Below are 14,381 nucleotides of genomic sequence, written 5' to 3'. Positions count from 1 at the left end.
CTCACCGCTGCGAGTCGCCAATGCCAGGGAATGCTCCGTTTGAACAGCCACGGTGGGCGCGCGACCTGTTGCGCTTCCTGCCGCTGAAAAGCCAATTTGTCCTGTCAGGGAACATCCGCGACCTGCAAGCCTGCGAGGTGGCGCCCGGCACCGTCACGGCGCAGAGCTTCAACCAGGCGCTGTGCGATCTGCTGCTCAGCAGCGGCTATGCCCAAGTGCTCGCCTGGGACCCCGTCGCCGGTTTCCGCATGCTCGGGCGCCCCGGCAGCGACCCGGCTACCGGGCAGGCCCTGCTCACCGAACTGGGCCTCACGCCAGTAGACGGCATTGCCCCAGCGGGAATCGACCTGCTGGGGGTTACCCTGCAACGCCTGGTCAATCGCCCGGGCGAGCCGATCGCCCTGATCGTCGACTTCGCGTCCCGCCTGGTGGTGCGCAACGACTCGCTGAGCGCGGCCGAACACCAGTTGTTCACCCAGGCCCTGGTCCTGTCGCACCAGACCCGCAGCCGCCCGGCCGGAGAACAGCGCAAACCCTTCTTCAACAGCGTGCTGTGGGTGGTGGAAAAGGAAGGCGACCTGCCCGACTGGCTGCTGGTCGACAACCCGCGCCTACGCCACATACCCGTGTCCAAACCCGACCAGATGGCCCGCCGGGCGTTGGCGCCGGCACTGCTCAAGGGGCTGTCGGGCAAGTCCGACGCCGGCGAGCAGGAGCGGCAGGCGGCCATCGACGCCTTCGTCGAAAACACCGAAGGCCTGTTGTTGCTCGATTTGAGCGCCATCGCCCAGTTGGCCCGGGTGGAAGACGTGCCGATGGAACGCATCACCGATGCCGTGCGTCGCTACAAGGTCGGCGTCACCGAAGACCCCTGGCTGAAGATCGACCGACAGCGCATCCGCCAGGCCGATGACATCGTGCGCCGGCGTGTCAAGGGCCAGACCCATGCCGTGACCCACATGCTCGACATCGTCAAACGGGCCATGACCGGCGTCGGCGCCAGCCGCAAGGGCAACCGCCCGCGGGGCGTGGCCTTTCTCGCCGGGCCCACCGGGGTCGGCAAGACGGAGCTGGCGAAAACCATCACCAGCCTGCTGTTCGGCGACGAAAGCGCGTACATCCGCTTCGACATGTCGGAGTTCAGCGCCGAACATGCCGACCAGCGCCTGATCGGCGCGCCACCGGGCTACGTCGGCTATGACGTGGGCGGCGAGCTGACCAATGCCATCCGCGAAAAACCCTTCAGCGTGGTGCTGTTTGACGAGATCGAGAAAGCCCACCCGCGCATCCTCGACAAGTTCCTGCAGATCCTCGACGACGGCGTACTGACCTCCGGCCGCGGCGATCGGGTGTATTTCTCCGAGGCGCTGATCGTGTTCACCTCCAACCTGGGCATCTACCGCCAGGGTGAGAATGGCGAACGCGCCGCCAACGTGCTGCCGGGCGAACCCTATGAAACGGTCCGCGACAAGGTCCACGGCGAGATCGACCGTTACTTCAAGCTGGTGCTCAACCGCCCGGAAATCCTCAACCGCATCGGTGAAAACATCATCGTATTCGACTTTATCCGCGCGGAGGTCGCCGAGCAGATCTTCACCCAGATGGTCGATAGCACCTTCGCCGACCTGCGCGACCAGCAACTGACCATCGAACTGGCCCCGGCCGCTCGCCAGACCTTGCACGACCTGTGCCTGCGCGACCTGTCCAACGGTGGCCGCGGCATCCGCAACCAGCTCGAAGCGCGTCTGCTCAACCCCTTGTCCAGGGCGCTGTTCGACCAGGAGGCGGAACCGGGCCAGGCGTTCCTGATTACCGAACTGGATGCCAACGGCCTGAACCTGGAACGTCGCTGAACATGGAACTGAGCCTGTCACGGGTGCATTTTCCGGTCACCACACTGGGGCCGGGACGGCGCCTGGGCATCTGGTTCCAGGGCTGCAGCATTCGTTGTCCGGGCTGCATTTCCGCCGACACCTGGGGGCCCGGCCGCTGGCGTATCGGCTTGCCTCAACTGCTGGCGCAACTGCAGCCGTGGCTGGCCGAGGCCGAAGGCATCACCCTGTCCGGTGGCGAGCCCTTCGATCAGTTCGACGCATTGCTGGCCCTGCTCGGTGAACTGCGCCGCCTGAGCGACGTCGACATCCTGGTCTACAGCGGCTATTCGCTGGAGCAGCTCGAACCCAGGCTACGGCAGGCCCATGGCCTGATTGATGGCCTGATCAGCGACCCCTACCGGCAGGAACAGCCGCAATCGATGGCCTTGCGCGGCAGCGACAACCAGCGGCTGAGCCTGTTCACCGAACGGGGGCGCACGCGTCTGGCCGCCTATGAGCGGCGGCTGATACCTGCCGACAAGGCGCTGGACCTGATGTTCGACGACGATGGCAGCGCCTGGATGGCCGGCATCCCAAGGCGTGACGACCTGCTTCGGCTACGCGACCTGCTCCATGACCAAGGCCACCAACTACAGCTGAGCGCCCATACCTCGCGGCCTCGCCAAGGGAAGTGATACGGATGATTCGTTTTTGCCCAAACTGCCAGTCGGAGCGCTCGCTCGCGGAAATCTTCTGTGAAGGCATCCTCGGTGACCATGCCTGCGGCTGGGACCTGTCCGGCGAGGCCATTCACCCCGATGGCTGGCGTCCCCAAGCGGTTGTCACCGTGGACGAACTGGCCCAGGTCGCCGACGAAGTCGCCGCGGCGCCCCTCACCGCCCTCTGCGAAAATGGCCATCCCCTGGAGGCCGGCGACCTGATGTGCCTGGAGTGTGGCAGCGGCCCTGCGGCTGCCCCGTCGAACGACATCGAGCCGCCACAAGCGCCCCTGCACCCCGACAGCGCCACACGGGTGGAGGGTTGGCACCTGCTGCGGCAGATCAGTTGCACCGACGGCGTCCGCGAGCGCTACATCGCCCGGCATGAGGAAAGCGGCCAGCAGGCCGTTCTGACCCTGTACCGCCCGGGTGCCGAACCGGACCCGGCCATCTACGACGTGATCCGCCGGCTGCCCCGCGACCATGTGCCGGAGATTCTCGCCACCGGCCGCTGGAATGAGCGCGCCTACGAGGTGATCGAGGAACTGACCGGCGGCACGTTGGCCGACCTCGGCAGCGTCGTCCGCGATGCCGCCGCCGTTCGCCATGTGGTCGGCGAGCTGGGCCAGGCCCTGCATGCCTTCAACGAGGCCGGCCTGCGCCATCGCGACCTGCGCCCGGCCAGCCTGCTGGTGCGCAGCCGCGAACCGCTGGACCTGGTGATCAGCGGCTTTGGCTCGGCGCGGCTGTCCGAGTTCGACCTGGATATCGTTTCCCCGCTGGAAACCAGCCGCTACATGGCCCCCGAAGCGATCGCCGGCGGCGTGGCCCCGGCGTCGGACTGGTGGAGCCTGGGCATGGTCCTGCTCGAACAGCTGACCCAGGGTGCCTGCTTCGAAGGCATCAACCCCAACGCCTTCCTGATTCATGTGCTCGCCAACGGCGTGCCGATCCCCGACGATCTCGACCCGCAACTGAACCTGCTGCTGCGCGGCCTGCTGGCCCGTGACCGGCACCAGCGCTGGCAGTGGCCGCAGGTGCAGGACTGGCTCAACGGCCTGCCGGTAGAGGCTCCGGCCTCGTCGTACAGCGAACGGGATGATGACGAAGGCGCGGCCATCACCCTGGGCAGCCAGCGCTTTCGCAAACCCTCGGTATTCGCCCTGGCGGCGGCCCAGGCGGACCACTGGGCCCAGGCCCTCGACCATCTGCTGCGTGGCGTCATCGTCACCTGGGCCGAACACATCGGCCTGGCGCCGCGGCTACTGGCCGGCTTGCGCCAGGTGGCCCAGCACGAAGGCATCGAGGACGATTTCCGCCTGATGCTGGCCCTCAAACTGCTCAACCCCGAAATCCCGCTGATCCATCGCGGAGAAATCGTCACCCCGGGCTGGCTGCTGGACCATCCGCTGGAGGGTTACCGGCTGATCAGCGGCTCGCTGCCCGACCTGCTCGAACAGTTGCAGACCGAAAGCTGGCTGTCGCGGCTCAGCGTCCGCGCGCAGAACGTTCGCCAGCGGGCACTGCACCAGCACATCGAGGTCGACGAAGAGCAGTTGCGCATCTACCTGCTGTCCACCTCCCGCGCACGGCTGGCCGCCCAGTGGCAGGACCGCCAGCGCCTGCTGCCGGACACCGACCATCCTGGGCTGCAGGTCCTGTCGGAGCGCCGGGTGATCGCCGAAGAGGACCTGATCGTCCTGCTCAGCGCGAACATCAGCCAGTTCCGCTCGGCCACGGCGATCGTCGAGCAAGCCGCGGGCCTGGCCAGGGAAGCCGATGTCCGGCTGTTTGACACCCAGAGCGCCAGCGCGTTGCTGGAGCACAGCCGGCAGGATCTGTATCGCGCCGTCGACGAGCGTATCAGCGGCTTCGCCCGCAGTGGCGTACCGGCGGTGGATGACTGGGCGGAGCAGTTCCGCCTGGAACGGCGCATGCCGCTGGCCAAGGCCCTGGTGCTGCTGGCGATTCCCGCCGAGCAATGGCTGGAGCCGCAGAAGCAGCAGTACGTCTCGCAGATCCTCGATTTCTTCGAGAAGAAGGTCGTCACCGCGGTGATGCGTGGGCCCCTGGTACGCATGAGCATCGGCAAGACCACCGCGCGGGTCGATCTCCAGGAACTGGACAGCGAGCGTCGCCCCGCCGCCGCCCTGCTCGATCACCTGTTGCTGCGCAACGCCCGTTCGGTGAGTCTCGACCCGGAAAGCTTCCTGGCCAACACGCAACTGGAATCGCGACTCCACGCGCTGCACCGGCAAAGCTCGCTGTACAAGCGCGATACCGGCATCGACGGGTTGTACCTGGGGTTCCCGTTCCTGCTCAGCCGCGATGCCCGGGGCAATACCCGTCCACGCATCGTGCCGTTGCTGCTGTGGCCGCTGAAACTGCTGGTCGAAGTCGGCAGCCGCGCCCAGGTCGCACTGGCCTTCGACGGCGAGCGCGAGGAAGTCCGGCTCAACCCGGCGCTCGACAGCCTGCTCGGCCCCGAGGCCTGCAAGCAGTGGCGCAAGACCGCCGAAGAACTGCTGGGCCGCTCGGCGATCCGCGCCGCCGATGTGATGGACGCCTTTGGCATGCTCGCCACGGCTCGATCACGGGCCTTGACCGCGCTGCCGCCGACCAGCATCGAAGTGACACCGTACAAGGACGAACTGGCCTGCGCCGCCGTGCTGTTCCATGTCACCTTCATGGGCCAGGCCATCGGCGAGGATCTGCGCCAGTTGAGGTCGCTGTCCCCCGCTGGCACCGGCCTGGAAACCGCCCGGCGCCTCAAGGAGCCGGGCGAAGCGCAGGACAGCGGGACACCGCCCGAACTGCAGCGCTTCTTCACCGCCGCCAGCGACCCGTCCCAGGAGGCTGCCGTCCTGCGCGCCCGGCAAAGTCCCGGGTTGCTGGTCGAGGGCCCGCCGGGCACCGGCAAGAGCCAGACCATCGTCAACATGGTCGCCGACGCCATTGGCCGCCAGCGCAGCCTACTGATCGTCTGCCAGAAGCATGCAGCCCTGGAGGTGGTGCACAAGCGCCTGGTTGCCGAAGGCCTGGGCCAGCGCATCGTCATGCTCAATGACGTCAACCGCGACCGCGAGCCGGTCATTCGCAGCATCCGCGAGCAACTGGAAGCGCTGTTTATCGAGGGGGCCTGGGCCCCTGACTGGCAGCGCCAGCGCGAACGCCTGGCGGCACGCATCGAAACCCTGGAAGGCGAACTGGACCGTTTCCACCAGAGCCTGCATCGTCTCGACGAGGCGACTGGCATCAGTTACCGCGGCTTGCTCGGAGAACTGATCGAACTGGAGCAAGGCAGCCCTCCCCTGGAGTTTCCGGCACTGCGCCAGCGCCTGGCAGGACTGGACATCGCCAGCCTGACGCGCCTTGAAGAAAACTGCGCACCGCTGATCCGTCTCTGGCTGCCGGCCCGTTTCGAAGGCAGTGCCCTGGCACAGTTGCAGCCTTTCGCCGCCGACCCGGCGACCTTGCAGGCTTTCACCGAATGCCTGCAGGCGTTTGTCGCCGCGGAAGCGGCTCGCCAGGGCGTGCTGCAGGAACACCTGTCCAGTTTCGAAGTCGACGACCCCACGCCCTACCGGAGCTGGATGGCCGGACATGTCGAGGCCTTGCTGGGCCTGAAGGAAGAACAGCGCCTGCGGCTGGCCCGTTGGTTGCCGCTGTTCCGTCGCAGCGAAACGGCCCAGGCCCTGCGCGGCGAAACCCTGCTCGCCGAGCTGGGTGATGTCGAACTGCAGCTGCGCCAGCTGGATCCCGCGCACTACCTGCCCGCCCACTCCCCGGCACTCAGTGCCCTGACCGACAAGGAACTGGAGCGCTTGCGGGTACAGACCGCCCAGGTGCTCAAAGCCAAGTCCTGGCTGGCCCGGATCAACCCGTTGCACCTGATGCGGCGCAGGCGGGTGCGGGCTTTCCTGCGCAGCCACGACGCCCAGGCCGACGACTCCCGCGTGCCGGCACTGCTGGCCGCCGCCGAACTGGAAATCCGCACCCGCCCTCTGCATGCGGCCCTGAACGCCGCGCGCCAGGCATTGGGCCTGGAAGCGATTGCCCAGGCCGTCCGGCTGGAGCTGGCGAGCCTGACCAGCCAGGATATCCGCCACCTGCGCGAGATCCAGGCACTGGCCCAGGGCCTGGCGTCGGCGCCGCGTGGCGAACAGGTCGATGCCGCGATTCTTACGGGGCAGAAGCAGAGCTTCGAGGCGCTGCTCAAGGACCTCGATGCCGCACTCGTGCGCCACGGTGCACGACAACACAGCCTGGACCGGCTCAAGGCCCTGGCCGACTGGATCGGCGACGACCTGCGCCAGGCACTTGAACGTGCCGTCGCCACCAACGAAAGCAACCTGCTGGCCCTGACCCGACTGCAACAGGACCTGCCCGCACTGGCCGCCTACCAGCGTTTTCGCGGCCGGGTCGGGCAACTCGGCCAGGCCGACCTCGAACTGCTCGCCCTGCTGCGCCAAATCCAGGACAAGCTCGATCAGTTCCCCGTCGACCAGCTCGAAAGCGCCGTGCGCCGGTTGCTCAATCGTGAAGCCCGGCTCGGCTGGAAGCACCGGATCGAACAGGCCAACCCGGAGCTGCTGTTCGGCCAGGACGAGGCCCGGGCGAAGATTGCCGGCCTGGCCGAGGCCGACATCCAGATGCGCCTGCTCAACCGCGAACTGCTCGGCAAGGGCGTCGACCCCGCCCGCCTGGGCAGCCGCAAGCAATGGGAAGATGTCACCCGCCTGACCGGCAAACGCTCGCGACGCCTGCGCGAGTTCATCGAAATGGGCTCGGAACTGGGCCTGATGAGCCTGCGCCCGGTCTGGCTGATGAACCCCGATGTGGCAAGCCGCGTCCTGCCGCTCAAGGCCGGCCTGTTCGATACCGTAATCTATGACGAAGCCTCGCAGATGCCGGTGGAGTTTGCCCTGCCAACGCTTTACCGCGGCCGGGTGACAGTGATCAGCGGCGACGAGAAACAGATGCCGCCCACGGCCTTCTTCTCAAGCCGGGTCGAGAGTGACGAGGCCGAACTGTTCGACGGCGACCTGCCGGATGAGGATGCCGACGAGGAGCAGCGCGAAGCCTTCGAAGACACCTGGAACCGCCGCGAGATCAAGGATTGCCCGGACCTGTTGCAACTGGCCCGCAGCGTACTGCCCAGCACCACCCTGGAGATCCACTATCGGTCGGCCTACCGCGAACTGATCGGCTTCTCCAACGCGTCGTTCTACGGCAACCGCCTGAGCGTACCGGTGCGCCATCCCCAGGCCAATATCCTGCGGATCAAGCCGCTGGAGCTGATCCAGGTGGACGGGCTCTACCAGAACCAGAGCAATATCCTGGAAGCCGAGCGGGTGGTGGAGCATCTCGCCGAGCTCTGGCGCCAGCCCCACGAACAGCGCCCGTCCATCGGCGTGGTCACCTTTAACCGCAAGCAGGCCGACCTGATCGAGGAACATCTGGAGCGACGCGCCGAGGAAGACGAGGTGTTCCGCCAGGCCTACGCCCAGGAGCGCGAGCGTCTGGAAGACGGCGAAGACATGTCGGTGTTCGTCAAGAACGTGGAAAACGTCCAGGGTGACGAACGCGACATCATCGTCTTCTCCACCACCTTCGGCCGCAACAGCCAGGGCGCGTTCCGCCGCAGCTTCGGCGTGCTCGGGCAGAAAGGCGGCGAGCGGCGGCTGAACGTGGCCGTCACCCGCGCCCGGCGGAAGGTGGTGCTGGTCACCTCGATGCCGATCGCCGACATCTCCGACATGCTCAACACCCACCGCGCCCCCAACAGCCCCCGCGACTACCTGCAGGGTTACCTGGAATATGCCCGGAGCCTGTCGTCCGGGGAGTTCGCCACCAGCAGCAGCCTGCTCAACCGCCTGCAGACCGACCGTGGCGAGGCCCGGCGCCGTCAGCAGCAGCCGCGCGACGGTTTCGTCAGCACTGTCGGCCAGTACATTCAGTCGCTCGGCTGGCAAGCCAGCAGCGCCAACGAGGGCGATGCCTTTGGCCTGGACTTCGCGATCGAGAACCCGGCCACGGGCCTGTATGCCATTGGCATCGAATGCGACTCCCCCTGCCACCCCCTGTTGAACCGCGCCCGGGCCCGGGAAATCTGGCGGCCGTCGGTGCTGCACCGGGCCATTGCGAGCCTGCACCGGGTCTCGTCCCATGGTTGGTACCACGATGGCGAGAATGAACGGGCACGGCTGCGGGCGGCGATCGAGAACGCCCTGCAACCTGCCCTCGAACCCCAGCCGGACAGCCCGGCGCCCCTCACGGAGACCAGCTCATGAGTGGACCGAAAGTCGTCCGCATCGTCACCCGGGAAGAGATCCTGGCGATCTGCGAGGCTCACCTTCAGCGCCTGGCAACCGCCCTCGAACGCTGGCTGGCGCAGGCCGGCAGAATCGGCGAGCTGAGCGAAGCCGACCGGGCTGCGACATTGGCCCGGCATGAACGCCTGCGCGCCTTGCTGCAACAGGATCAACTGCGCGAACTGCAAAAGGCCGTGCCCATCGAAATCGATTTCCTCGAACGTGACCTGGAAGAGCGCGAGGAACGGGCGATTATCCGGGCGACGGAAAAACGCCAGCAGCAGCGGCGTGTCCACGAAACCGCGGCGACCCTGCTCAAGGCCCTGCACGCCAAGCCTGGCCGGGTAACCGGCGAACTGTTGCAGCAGATCGGCGAACTGGCCCAGGGTGCCCGACGTGAAGACGCGGATACCCTGCTGGCAAAGGGTTTCGCCCTGCTGACCAGCGTGCCCGCACAGGAAGCCCTCGGCGCAGAGCAACACGCCCTCGCCCAGCAATTGAAGAGCGATGCGCCGACACCTTCGCTGGCCGACTGGATCGCCCGGCAGCAGCTCGACGGTTCAAGGGATGTCCGCCTGTTGCGCATCGACCGACACATTGCCGAACTGCAACTGCTGCACGGTGCACAAGCGGCCGAAGCATTTGTTCTGAAACTGCGGAAGGCCGAGGCCGAGTCGCGCCAGCAGGCCCGTAACCTGCTACTCGACAGCCTGGTACTCGACCTGGCCCACGCCACGCGCCGCTACCAGGACCAACGCGCCCGTTTCAATCAGTTGCAGGACTTGGCCAACGAAGTGGCCGCCTTCAAGGATTCCACTCATCAGCCACTGCTGGAGCGCGTCGCAGACAGTCACGCCAGCCCGGCCCCGCAGCAGATGGACGAACTGATCGAGCAATGCAAGGCCGTGATCGCGGCCCACCTGCAGGCACAGGCGGCCATCGCTCGTCGCCAGGCGGTCCTGCAGGGGCTTGCGAGCCTCGGCTACGAGACCCGCGAAGGCATGGAAACCGCCTGGGCACAGAACGGTCGGGTGGTACTGCGCAAGACCGCCACGCCAGGGTTCGGGGTCGAAGTGGGCGGCAAGGCCGACACCGGCCGCCTGCAAGTGCGTGCCGTGGCCATGAGTCACGAACGCGACAAGACCCGGGACCGCGACATCGAGACCATCTGGTGTGGCGAGTTCCAGCGCCTGCAGGCGCTGCTGAAAAGCCAGGGCGGTGATCTGATCATCGAACAGGCCCTGGAGGTCGGCCAGGTCGAGCTCAAGGTGGTGGCGGCTGCCGAGTCGCAGCAAACCCTCGAAACGAGCCGTTCAGAGAACAGGACCGGCGGCTGATCGCCGGGCCCTCGTGAGCAATGCAACCGGGATGGGCCGGGCGCACGTCCGCTTCAATGCGAGGCCCGGGGCGGCGTCGGCGCCACCCCGAACGCTCATGCGGCAGGCAGGGCTCAGAGGCGGCCCAGTTCCCGTGCGGTACGGTCGACGGCGATGCGGGTCTTCTCGACCAGCTCATCGAGTTCACTGCGCCCGGCCACCAGTGCCGGCGCCATGATCATCCGCCCCAGGGTGGAGCGAATGATCAGGCCCTCTTCGAAGCCAATGGTCCGGCAGCGCCAGGCGATGTCGTTTTCGTTGGCGAAACGCTTGCGGCTGGCCTTGTCTTCGGCGAACTGCAACGCCGCCACCAGCCCGGCGCCCTGCACCTCGCCCACCAGCGGATGCCGCTCGAACACCTCCCGCAGGCAACGCTGCAGATAGGGACCGGTGTCGTCCTTCACCCGGCTGACGATACCTTCGTCGCGCAGTGCCTTGAGGTTGGCGATCGCCACGGCTGCCGCCACCGGGTGGCCGGAATAGGTCAGCCCGTGGGCGAATACCCCGCCCTGCTCCACCAGTGCTTCGGCGATACGCCTGCCCAGCACCAGGCCGCCCATGGGGATGTAGCCGGAGGTCAGGCCCTTGGCGATGGACAGGGTATCCGGCTCGAAACCGAAGTGCTGGTGGGCGAACCACTCCCCTGTGCGGCCAAACCCGCCAATCACCTCGTCGGCGCACAGCAGCACGTCGTACTGGCGGCAGATGCGCTGGATTTGCGGCCAGTAGCTTTCCGGCGGGAAGATCATGCCGCCAGCCCCCTGGAACGGCTCGGCGATAAAACCGGCGACGTTCTCGGCTCCCAGTTCGAGGATTTTCTCCTCCAGTTGCAGCGCACAGCGACGGCCGAACTCCGCCGGGCTCAACTCGCCGCCCTGGGCATACCAGTAGGGCTCGTCGATGTGCGTCACATCCGGAATCAGCCCGCCCATCTCATGCATGAACTTCATCCCACCCAGGGCCGTGGCCGCCAGGGTCGAGCCGTGGTAGCCGTTCCAACGGCCGATCATGATCCTCTTCGACGGCTTGCCCACCACCTGCCAGTAGCGGCGAACAGTACGGATCAGCACCTCGTTGGCCTCGGAGCCGGAGTTGGTGTAGATGGCGTGACTGTAGTGGCCGGGCAGCAGGCTGAACAGCAGCTCGGACAGTTCGACCACCGCCGGGTGGGTGGTGTGGAAGAACATGTTGTAGTACGCCAACCGATCCATCTGGGTCGCCGCCGCGGCGGTCAGGTCCTTGCGCCCGTAGCCCAGTTGCGTGCACCACAGGCCGGACATGCCGTCCAGATAGCGTTTGCCGTCGTTGTCCCACAGGTGCAGGCCTTCCCCGCGCACGATGACCCGAGGGCCTTCGGCATTGAGGGCCTTCTGGTCCAGGAAGGCATGAATGTGGTGCGCGGCGTCGGCCGCCTGGTAGTCGCGGGTGGTACGTTGCGGGGTAACGGGGGCGTTCATGGCCATGACTCCTATCGCGTTGTGGTCTTTTTCCAGGCAGCAGCCTGCCGTAAGCCCATGGCCGGTGTTCATCCGGGCCAGGACCCTCGTTGCAGCGGGATATCCATCAGTGTCGGTGATCGAGGTAGTGCGCCAGTGGGTCCTGGCCCAGACCGTCCCGGGCCTGGGCCAGGGAATTGATGAACAGCGAGAACAGTTCCGAGTGCGAGGAAATGTCCAGTTTCGCGTAGATGTTCTTGCGGTGACTCTTGATGGTGTCCTCGGCGACGCCCAGGCGCCGGGCCAGCGACTTGCTCGAATGCCCCCGCAGCAGCAGTTGCACGATGGCGCACTCGCGCTCGGTCAGCACCGAGGCCCCGAAGGTGTTCAGCGCACGGCCGATCTGTCGCTCGATCGCGCTCTCGAAACGCCCGCCCAGCACCTGGCCTTCCAGATGGCGCCAGTGCTGGCTGACCACGGCCAGCACCCACGGGGTCACACGCTGGAGGTCGCGCAGTTGGCTGGCACGGTAGGTGGCCGTGGTGGCCAGCTCTACGGCAATCACCAGTTCCGTGCCCAGCGGTACGAGGTAGTTCACCTCATCCTCCAGGTGCGAGTGCTGGTAGAACGTCAGGTAGTACTCGCTGCGCTTGAAATGGTCCGGCGCCACATCGGCCAGCCGGTAGCAGCCGGCGCTCGCCCCTTCCATCGCCGCGCGGTAGAACGGGCACAGCAGGTAGTGGCCGCCGATGTACTCGCGGATGCTGCCCTGGGGCAACCAGGGCCCGTCGTCCCGGGTCTCGGCCAAAGCCGACGGCAGCCCCTGGCGCGGAAACAGATAGACCATGGTGCCCTGGCTCGGGGCCAGGTGGCACAGCGCCGCGAACAGGGCATCGACAAAGCCTGGCTGGCCGATCACACAGGTGACGTCGGCCATGTGGCGGAACCAGTCTTGGGTGGTCAGTCGATTGCTTGCCATCGAGGCGGCCTTTTGCAGTTCAGCGCATGCCGATACCGGTGGTGGTGTTCGGCCAGGGGCATCTTCTCATCACTGGCGGTGCCGGCCTATCACCCTTTGGGGTGAGCGGGTTTCAGCCGTCACAGCGCGGCCTGGCCGCTCCCTTGTGCGCTCAGCAGCAGATCGGCCGCCTTTTCCCCGATCATGATGCACGGCGCATTGGTGTTGCCACTGATCAGGGTCGGCATGATCGACGCGTCGGCCACCCGCAGCCCCTCCAGGCCATGCACCTTCAGTTGCGGACAGACCACGCTCATGGCGTCGGTGCCCATCTTGCAGGTGCCCACGGGATGAAACACCGTGGCGGCGTGCTCGCGGATATAGGCCAGCAGTTGCTCATCGGACTGCACATGGCTGCCCGGCAACATCTCGGTCCCGCGAATCGCCTCGAAACCCTGGTCGGCAAGGATCTGCCGCGCCAGCTTCAGACCCTCGACCAGGACCCGCGCATCCTCGTCGTCGGCCAGGAAGTTGAAATCGATGGCCAGCGCCCCTCCCGGTTGCAGGCGCAATTGGCCGATGCTGCGCGGACGCAATACGCAGGTGTGCAGCGCATAGCCATGCCCCCACTCGAACAGGCGACCACGATGGCTGCGGTAGCCGGGCACGAAGTGAAACTGCACATCGGGCAGTTCGCCCGCCAGCGGCGTGCGGGCAAAACCGCCCGCCTCGACGTAGTTGGTGGTCAGCCAGCCCTTGCGGCCAAGCAGGTAGCGAAACGGCGCGGCGAGAATGCTCGGCAAGGCGCCCAGGGAAAAGCCCAGGGTCCGGGGGGATGGCGAACGCACGGTGACCAGGCCGTCGAGGTGATCCTGCAGGTTCTTGCCGACACCCGGCAGATCGTGCAGCGGCGTGACCCCGGCCTCGATCAGTTGCTCCTTCGGGCCGATCCCGGAAGCCAGCAACAGTTGCGCGCTGCCCAGGGTTCCGGCGCTGAGAATCACCTCGCGCCGGGCGCGGATCACCGACTCGCCGCGGGCATCGAGCAGACGCACCCCCACCGCGCGCAGCCCATCGAAGACCACGCCCTTGACCGTGCAGTCGGTGAGCACCGTCAGGTTCGGCCGCTGCCGCACCGGTTGCACGAAGGCACGAAAGCTCGACAGCCGCCTGCCGTCCTTCTGGGTCACGTTGTACAGCCCCGAGCCTTCGAAACGGGCGCCGTTGAAGTCATCGTTGCGGCGAATGCCACAGCGCTCGGCCGCCTGCACGAAGAGCCGTGACACCGGGTTGGGGTCGCGCGGCACATCGACGCACAACTCGCCCTGGGTACCGTGATAGTGCAGATCCTGGCCGAGCAGGTTGCGTTCGGACTTCCTGAAATACGGCAACAGGCTGTTCCAGTCCCACCCCGGGCAACCCGCGGCGGCCCAGCGGTCGTAGTCGCTGGCATGCCCGCGGATGTAGATCATGCTGTTCATCGAGCTGGAGCCGCCGAGCATCCTGCCCCGCGGGGTGTGCAGGCGCCGATTGTTGAGCTGCTTCTGTGGCGTGGAGAAGAAGTTCCAGCTGTATTTGCGACTCTTGTACAGGGTGATGGTCCCGGCCGGCGTCTGGATACGCACGCTGTTGTCATGGCTGCCGCTTTCAATCAGGCAGACGCGGTTTTCCGGGTGGGCACTCAGCCGGTTGGCCAGCACGCAACCGGCCGAGCCGGCTCCCACAATGACGTAATCGAACTGCTTCATCAGACATTCCCCTGGA

Annotated in this window: 7 protein-coding genes; 4 read left to right on the top strand and 3 right to left on the bottom strand. The window is 66.5% G+C overall.

Going from position 1 to position 14,381, the window contains the following annotated elements; genetic code table 11:
• Nucleotides 1–20: 20 nt before the first annotated feature.
• The 4 genes from PF66_RS15965 to PF66_RS15950 are packed head-to-tail and all read left to right on the top strand — an operon-like array spanning nt 21 to nt 10,184.
• Complete coding sequence (locus PF66_RS15965) at nt 21–1,853, top strand: AAA family ATPase (RefSeq protein ID WP_054063234.1); 1,833 nt, start codon at nt 21–23, stop codon at nt 1,851–1,853.
• Between the two features lie 2 nt (nt 1,854–1,855).
• On the top strand, nt 1,856–2,509 hold the full coding sequence (locus tag PF66_RS15960; RefSeq protein ID WP_054063233.1) for a 4Fe-4S single cluster domain-containing protein: 654 nt from the start codon (nt 1,856–1,858) through the stop codon (nt 2,507–2,509).
• A 5-nt stretch (nt 2,510–2,514) separates the two neighbouring features.
• Nucleotides 2,515–8,826, top strand: a complete 6,312-nt coding sequence (locus PF66_RS15955) for an AAA domain-containing protein (protein ID WP_054063232.1) — start codon at nt 2,515–2,517, stop codon at nt 8,824–8,826.
• Nucleotides 8,823–10,184, top strand: coding sequence for a hypothetical protein (locus PF66_RS15950; RefSeq protein ID WP_054063231.1), 1,362 nt, complete (start codon nt 8,823–8,825; stop codon nt 10,182–10,184). Before PF66_RS15955 ends, PF66_RS15950 begins: the two co-directional genes overlap by 4 nt.
• A gap of 113 nt (nt 10,185–10,297) precedes the next feature.
• On the opposite strand, the gene PF66_RS15945 is transcribed toward PF66_RS15950, so the two are convergent.
• The 3 genes from PF66_RS15945 to PF66_RS15935 form a co-directional block, all read right to left on the bottom strand.
• Complete coding sequence (locus PF66_RS15945) at nt 10,298–11,680, bottom strand: aspartate aminotransferase family protein (protein ID WP_054063325.1); 1,383 nt, start codon at nt 11,678–11,680, stop codon at nt 10,298–10,300.
• Nucleotides 11,681–11,786: 106 nt separating this feature from the next.
• Nucleotides 11,787–12,638 (bottom strand): helix-turn-helix transcriptional regulator, encoded by an 852-nt coding sequence (locus PF66_RS15940; protein WP_054060475.1) that lies wholly within the window; start codon nt 12,636–12,638, stop codon nt 11,787–11,789.
• 119 nt (nt 12,639–12,757) lie between these two features.
• A complete protein-coding gene (locus tag PF66_RS15935; RefSeq protein ID WP_054063230.1) occupies nt 12,758–14,365 on the bottom strand; it encodes a GMC family oxidoreductase in 1,608 nt (535 codons plus the stop codon).
• Between the last annotated feature and the right edge of the window lie 16 nt (nt 14,366–14,381).

This window comes from Pseudomonas asplenii (assembly GCF_001293465.1).
GTDB classification, from domain to species: domain Bacteria; phylum Pseudomonadota; class Gammaproteobacteria; order Pseudomonadales; family Pseudomonadaceae; genus Aquipseudomonas; species Aquipseudomonas fuscovaginae_B.
The sequence above is the reverse complement of the archived record's forward strand: the minus strand, read 5'-3'. Positions and strand labels throughout refer to the sequence as shown.

Bases quoted from the DNA above. Each gene is read 5' to 3' on its own strand.
- PF66_RS15955 (WP_054063232.1), top strand. From the start codon at position 2,515: ATGATTCGTTTTTGCCCAAACTGCCAGTCGGAGCGCTCGCTCGCGGAA.
- PF66_RS15960 (WP_054063233.1), top strand. From the start codon at position 1,856: ATGGAACTGAGCCTGTCACGGGTGCATTTTCCGGTCACCACACTGGGG.
- PF66_RS15950 (WP_054063231.1), top strand. From the start codon at position 8,823: ATGAGTGGACCGAAAGTCGTCCGCATCGTCACCCGGGAAGAGATCCTG.
- PF66_RS15935 (WP_054063230.1), bottom strand. From the start codon at position 14,365: ATGAAGCAGTTCGATTACGTCATTGTGGGAGCCGGCTCGGCCGGTTGC.
- PF66_RS15945 (WP_054063325.1), bottom strand. From the start codon at position 11,680: ATGAACGCCCCCGTTACCCCGCAACGTACCACCCGCGACTACCAGGCG.
- PF66_RS15940 (WP_054060475.1), bottom strand. From the start codon at position 12,638: ATGGCAAGCAATCGACTGACCACCCAAGACTGGTTCCGCCACATGGCC.
- PF66_RS15965 (WP_054063234.1), top strand. From the start codon at position 21: ATGCCAGGGAATGCTCCGTTTGAACAGCCACGGTGGGCGCGCGACCTG.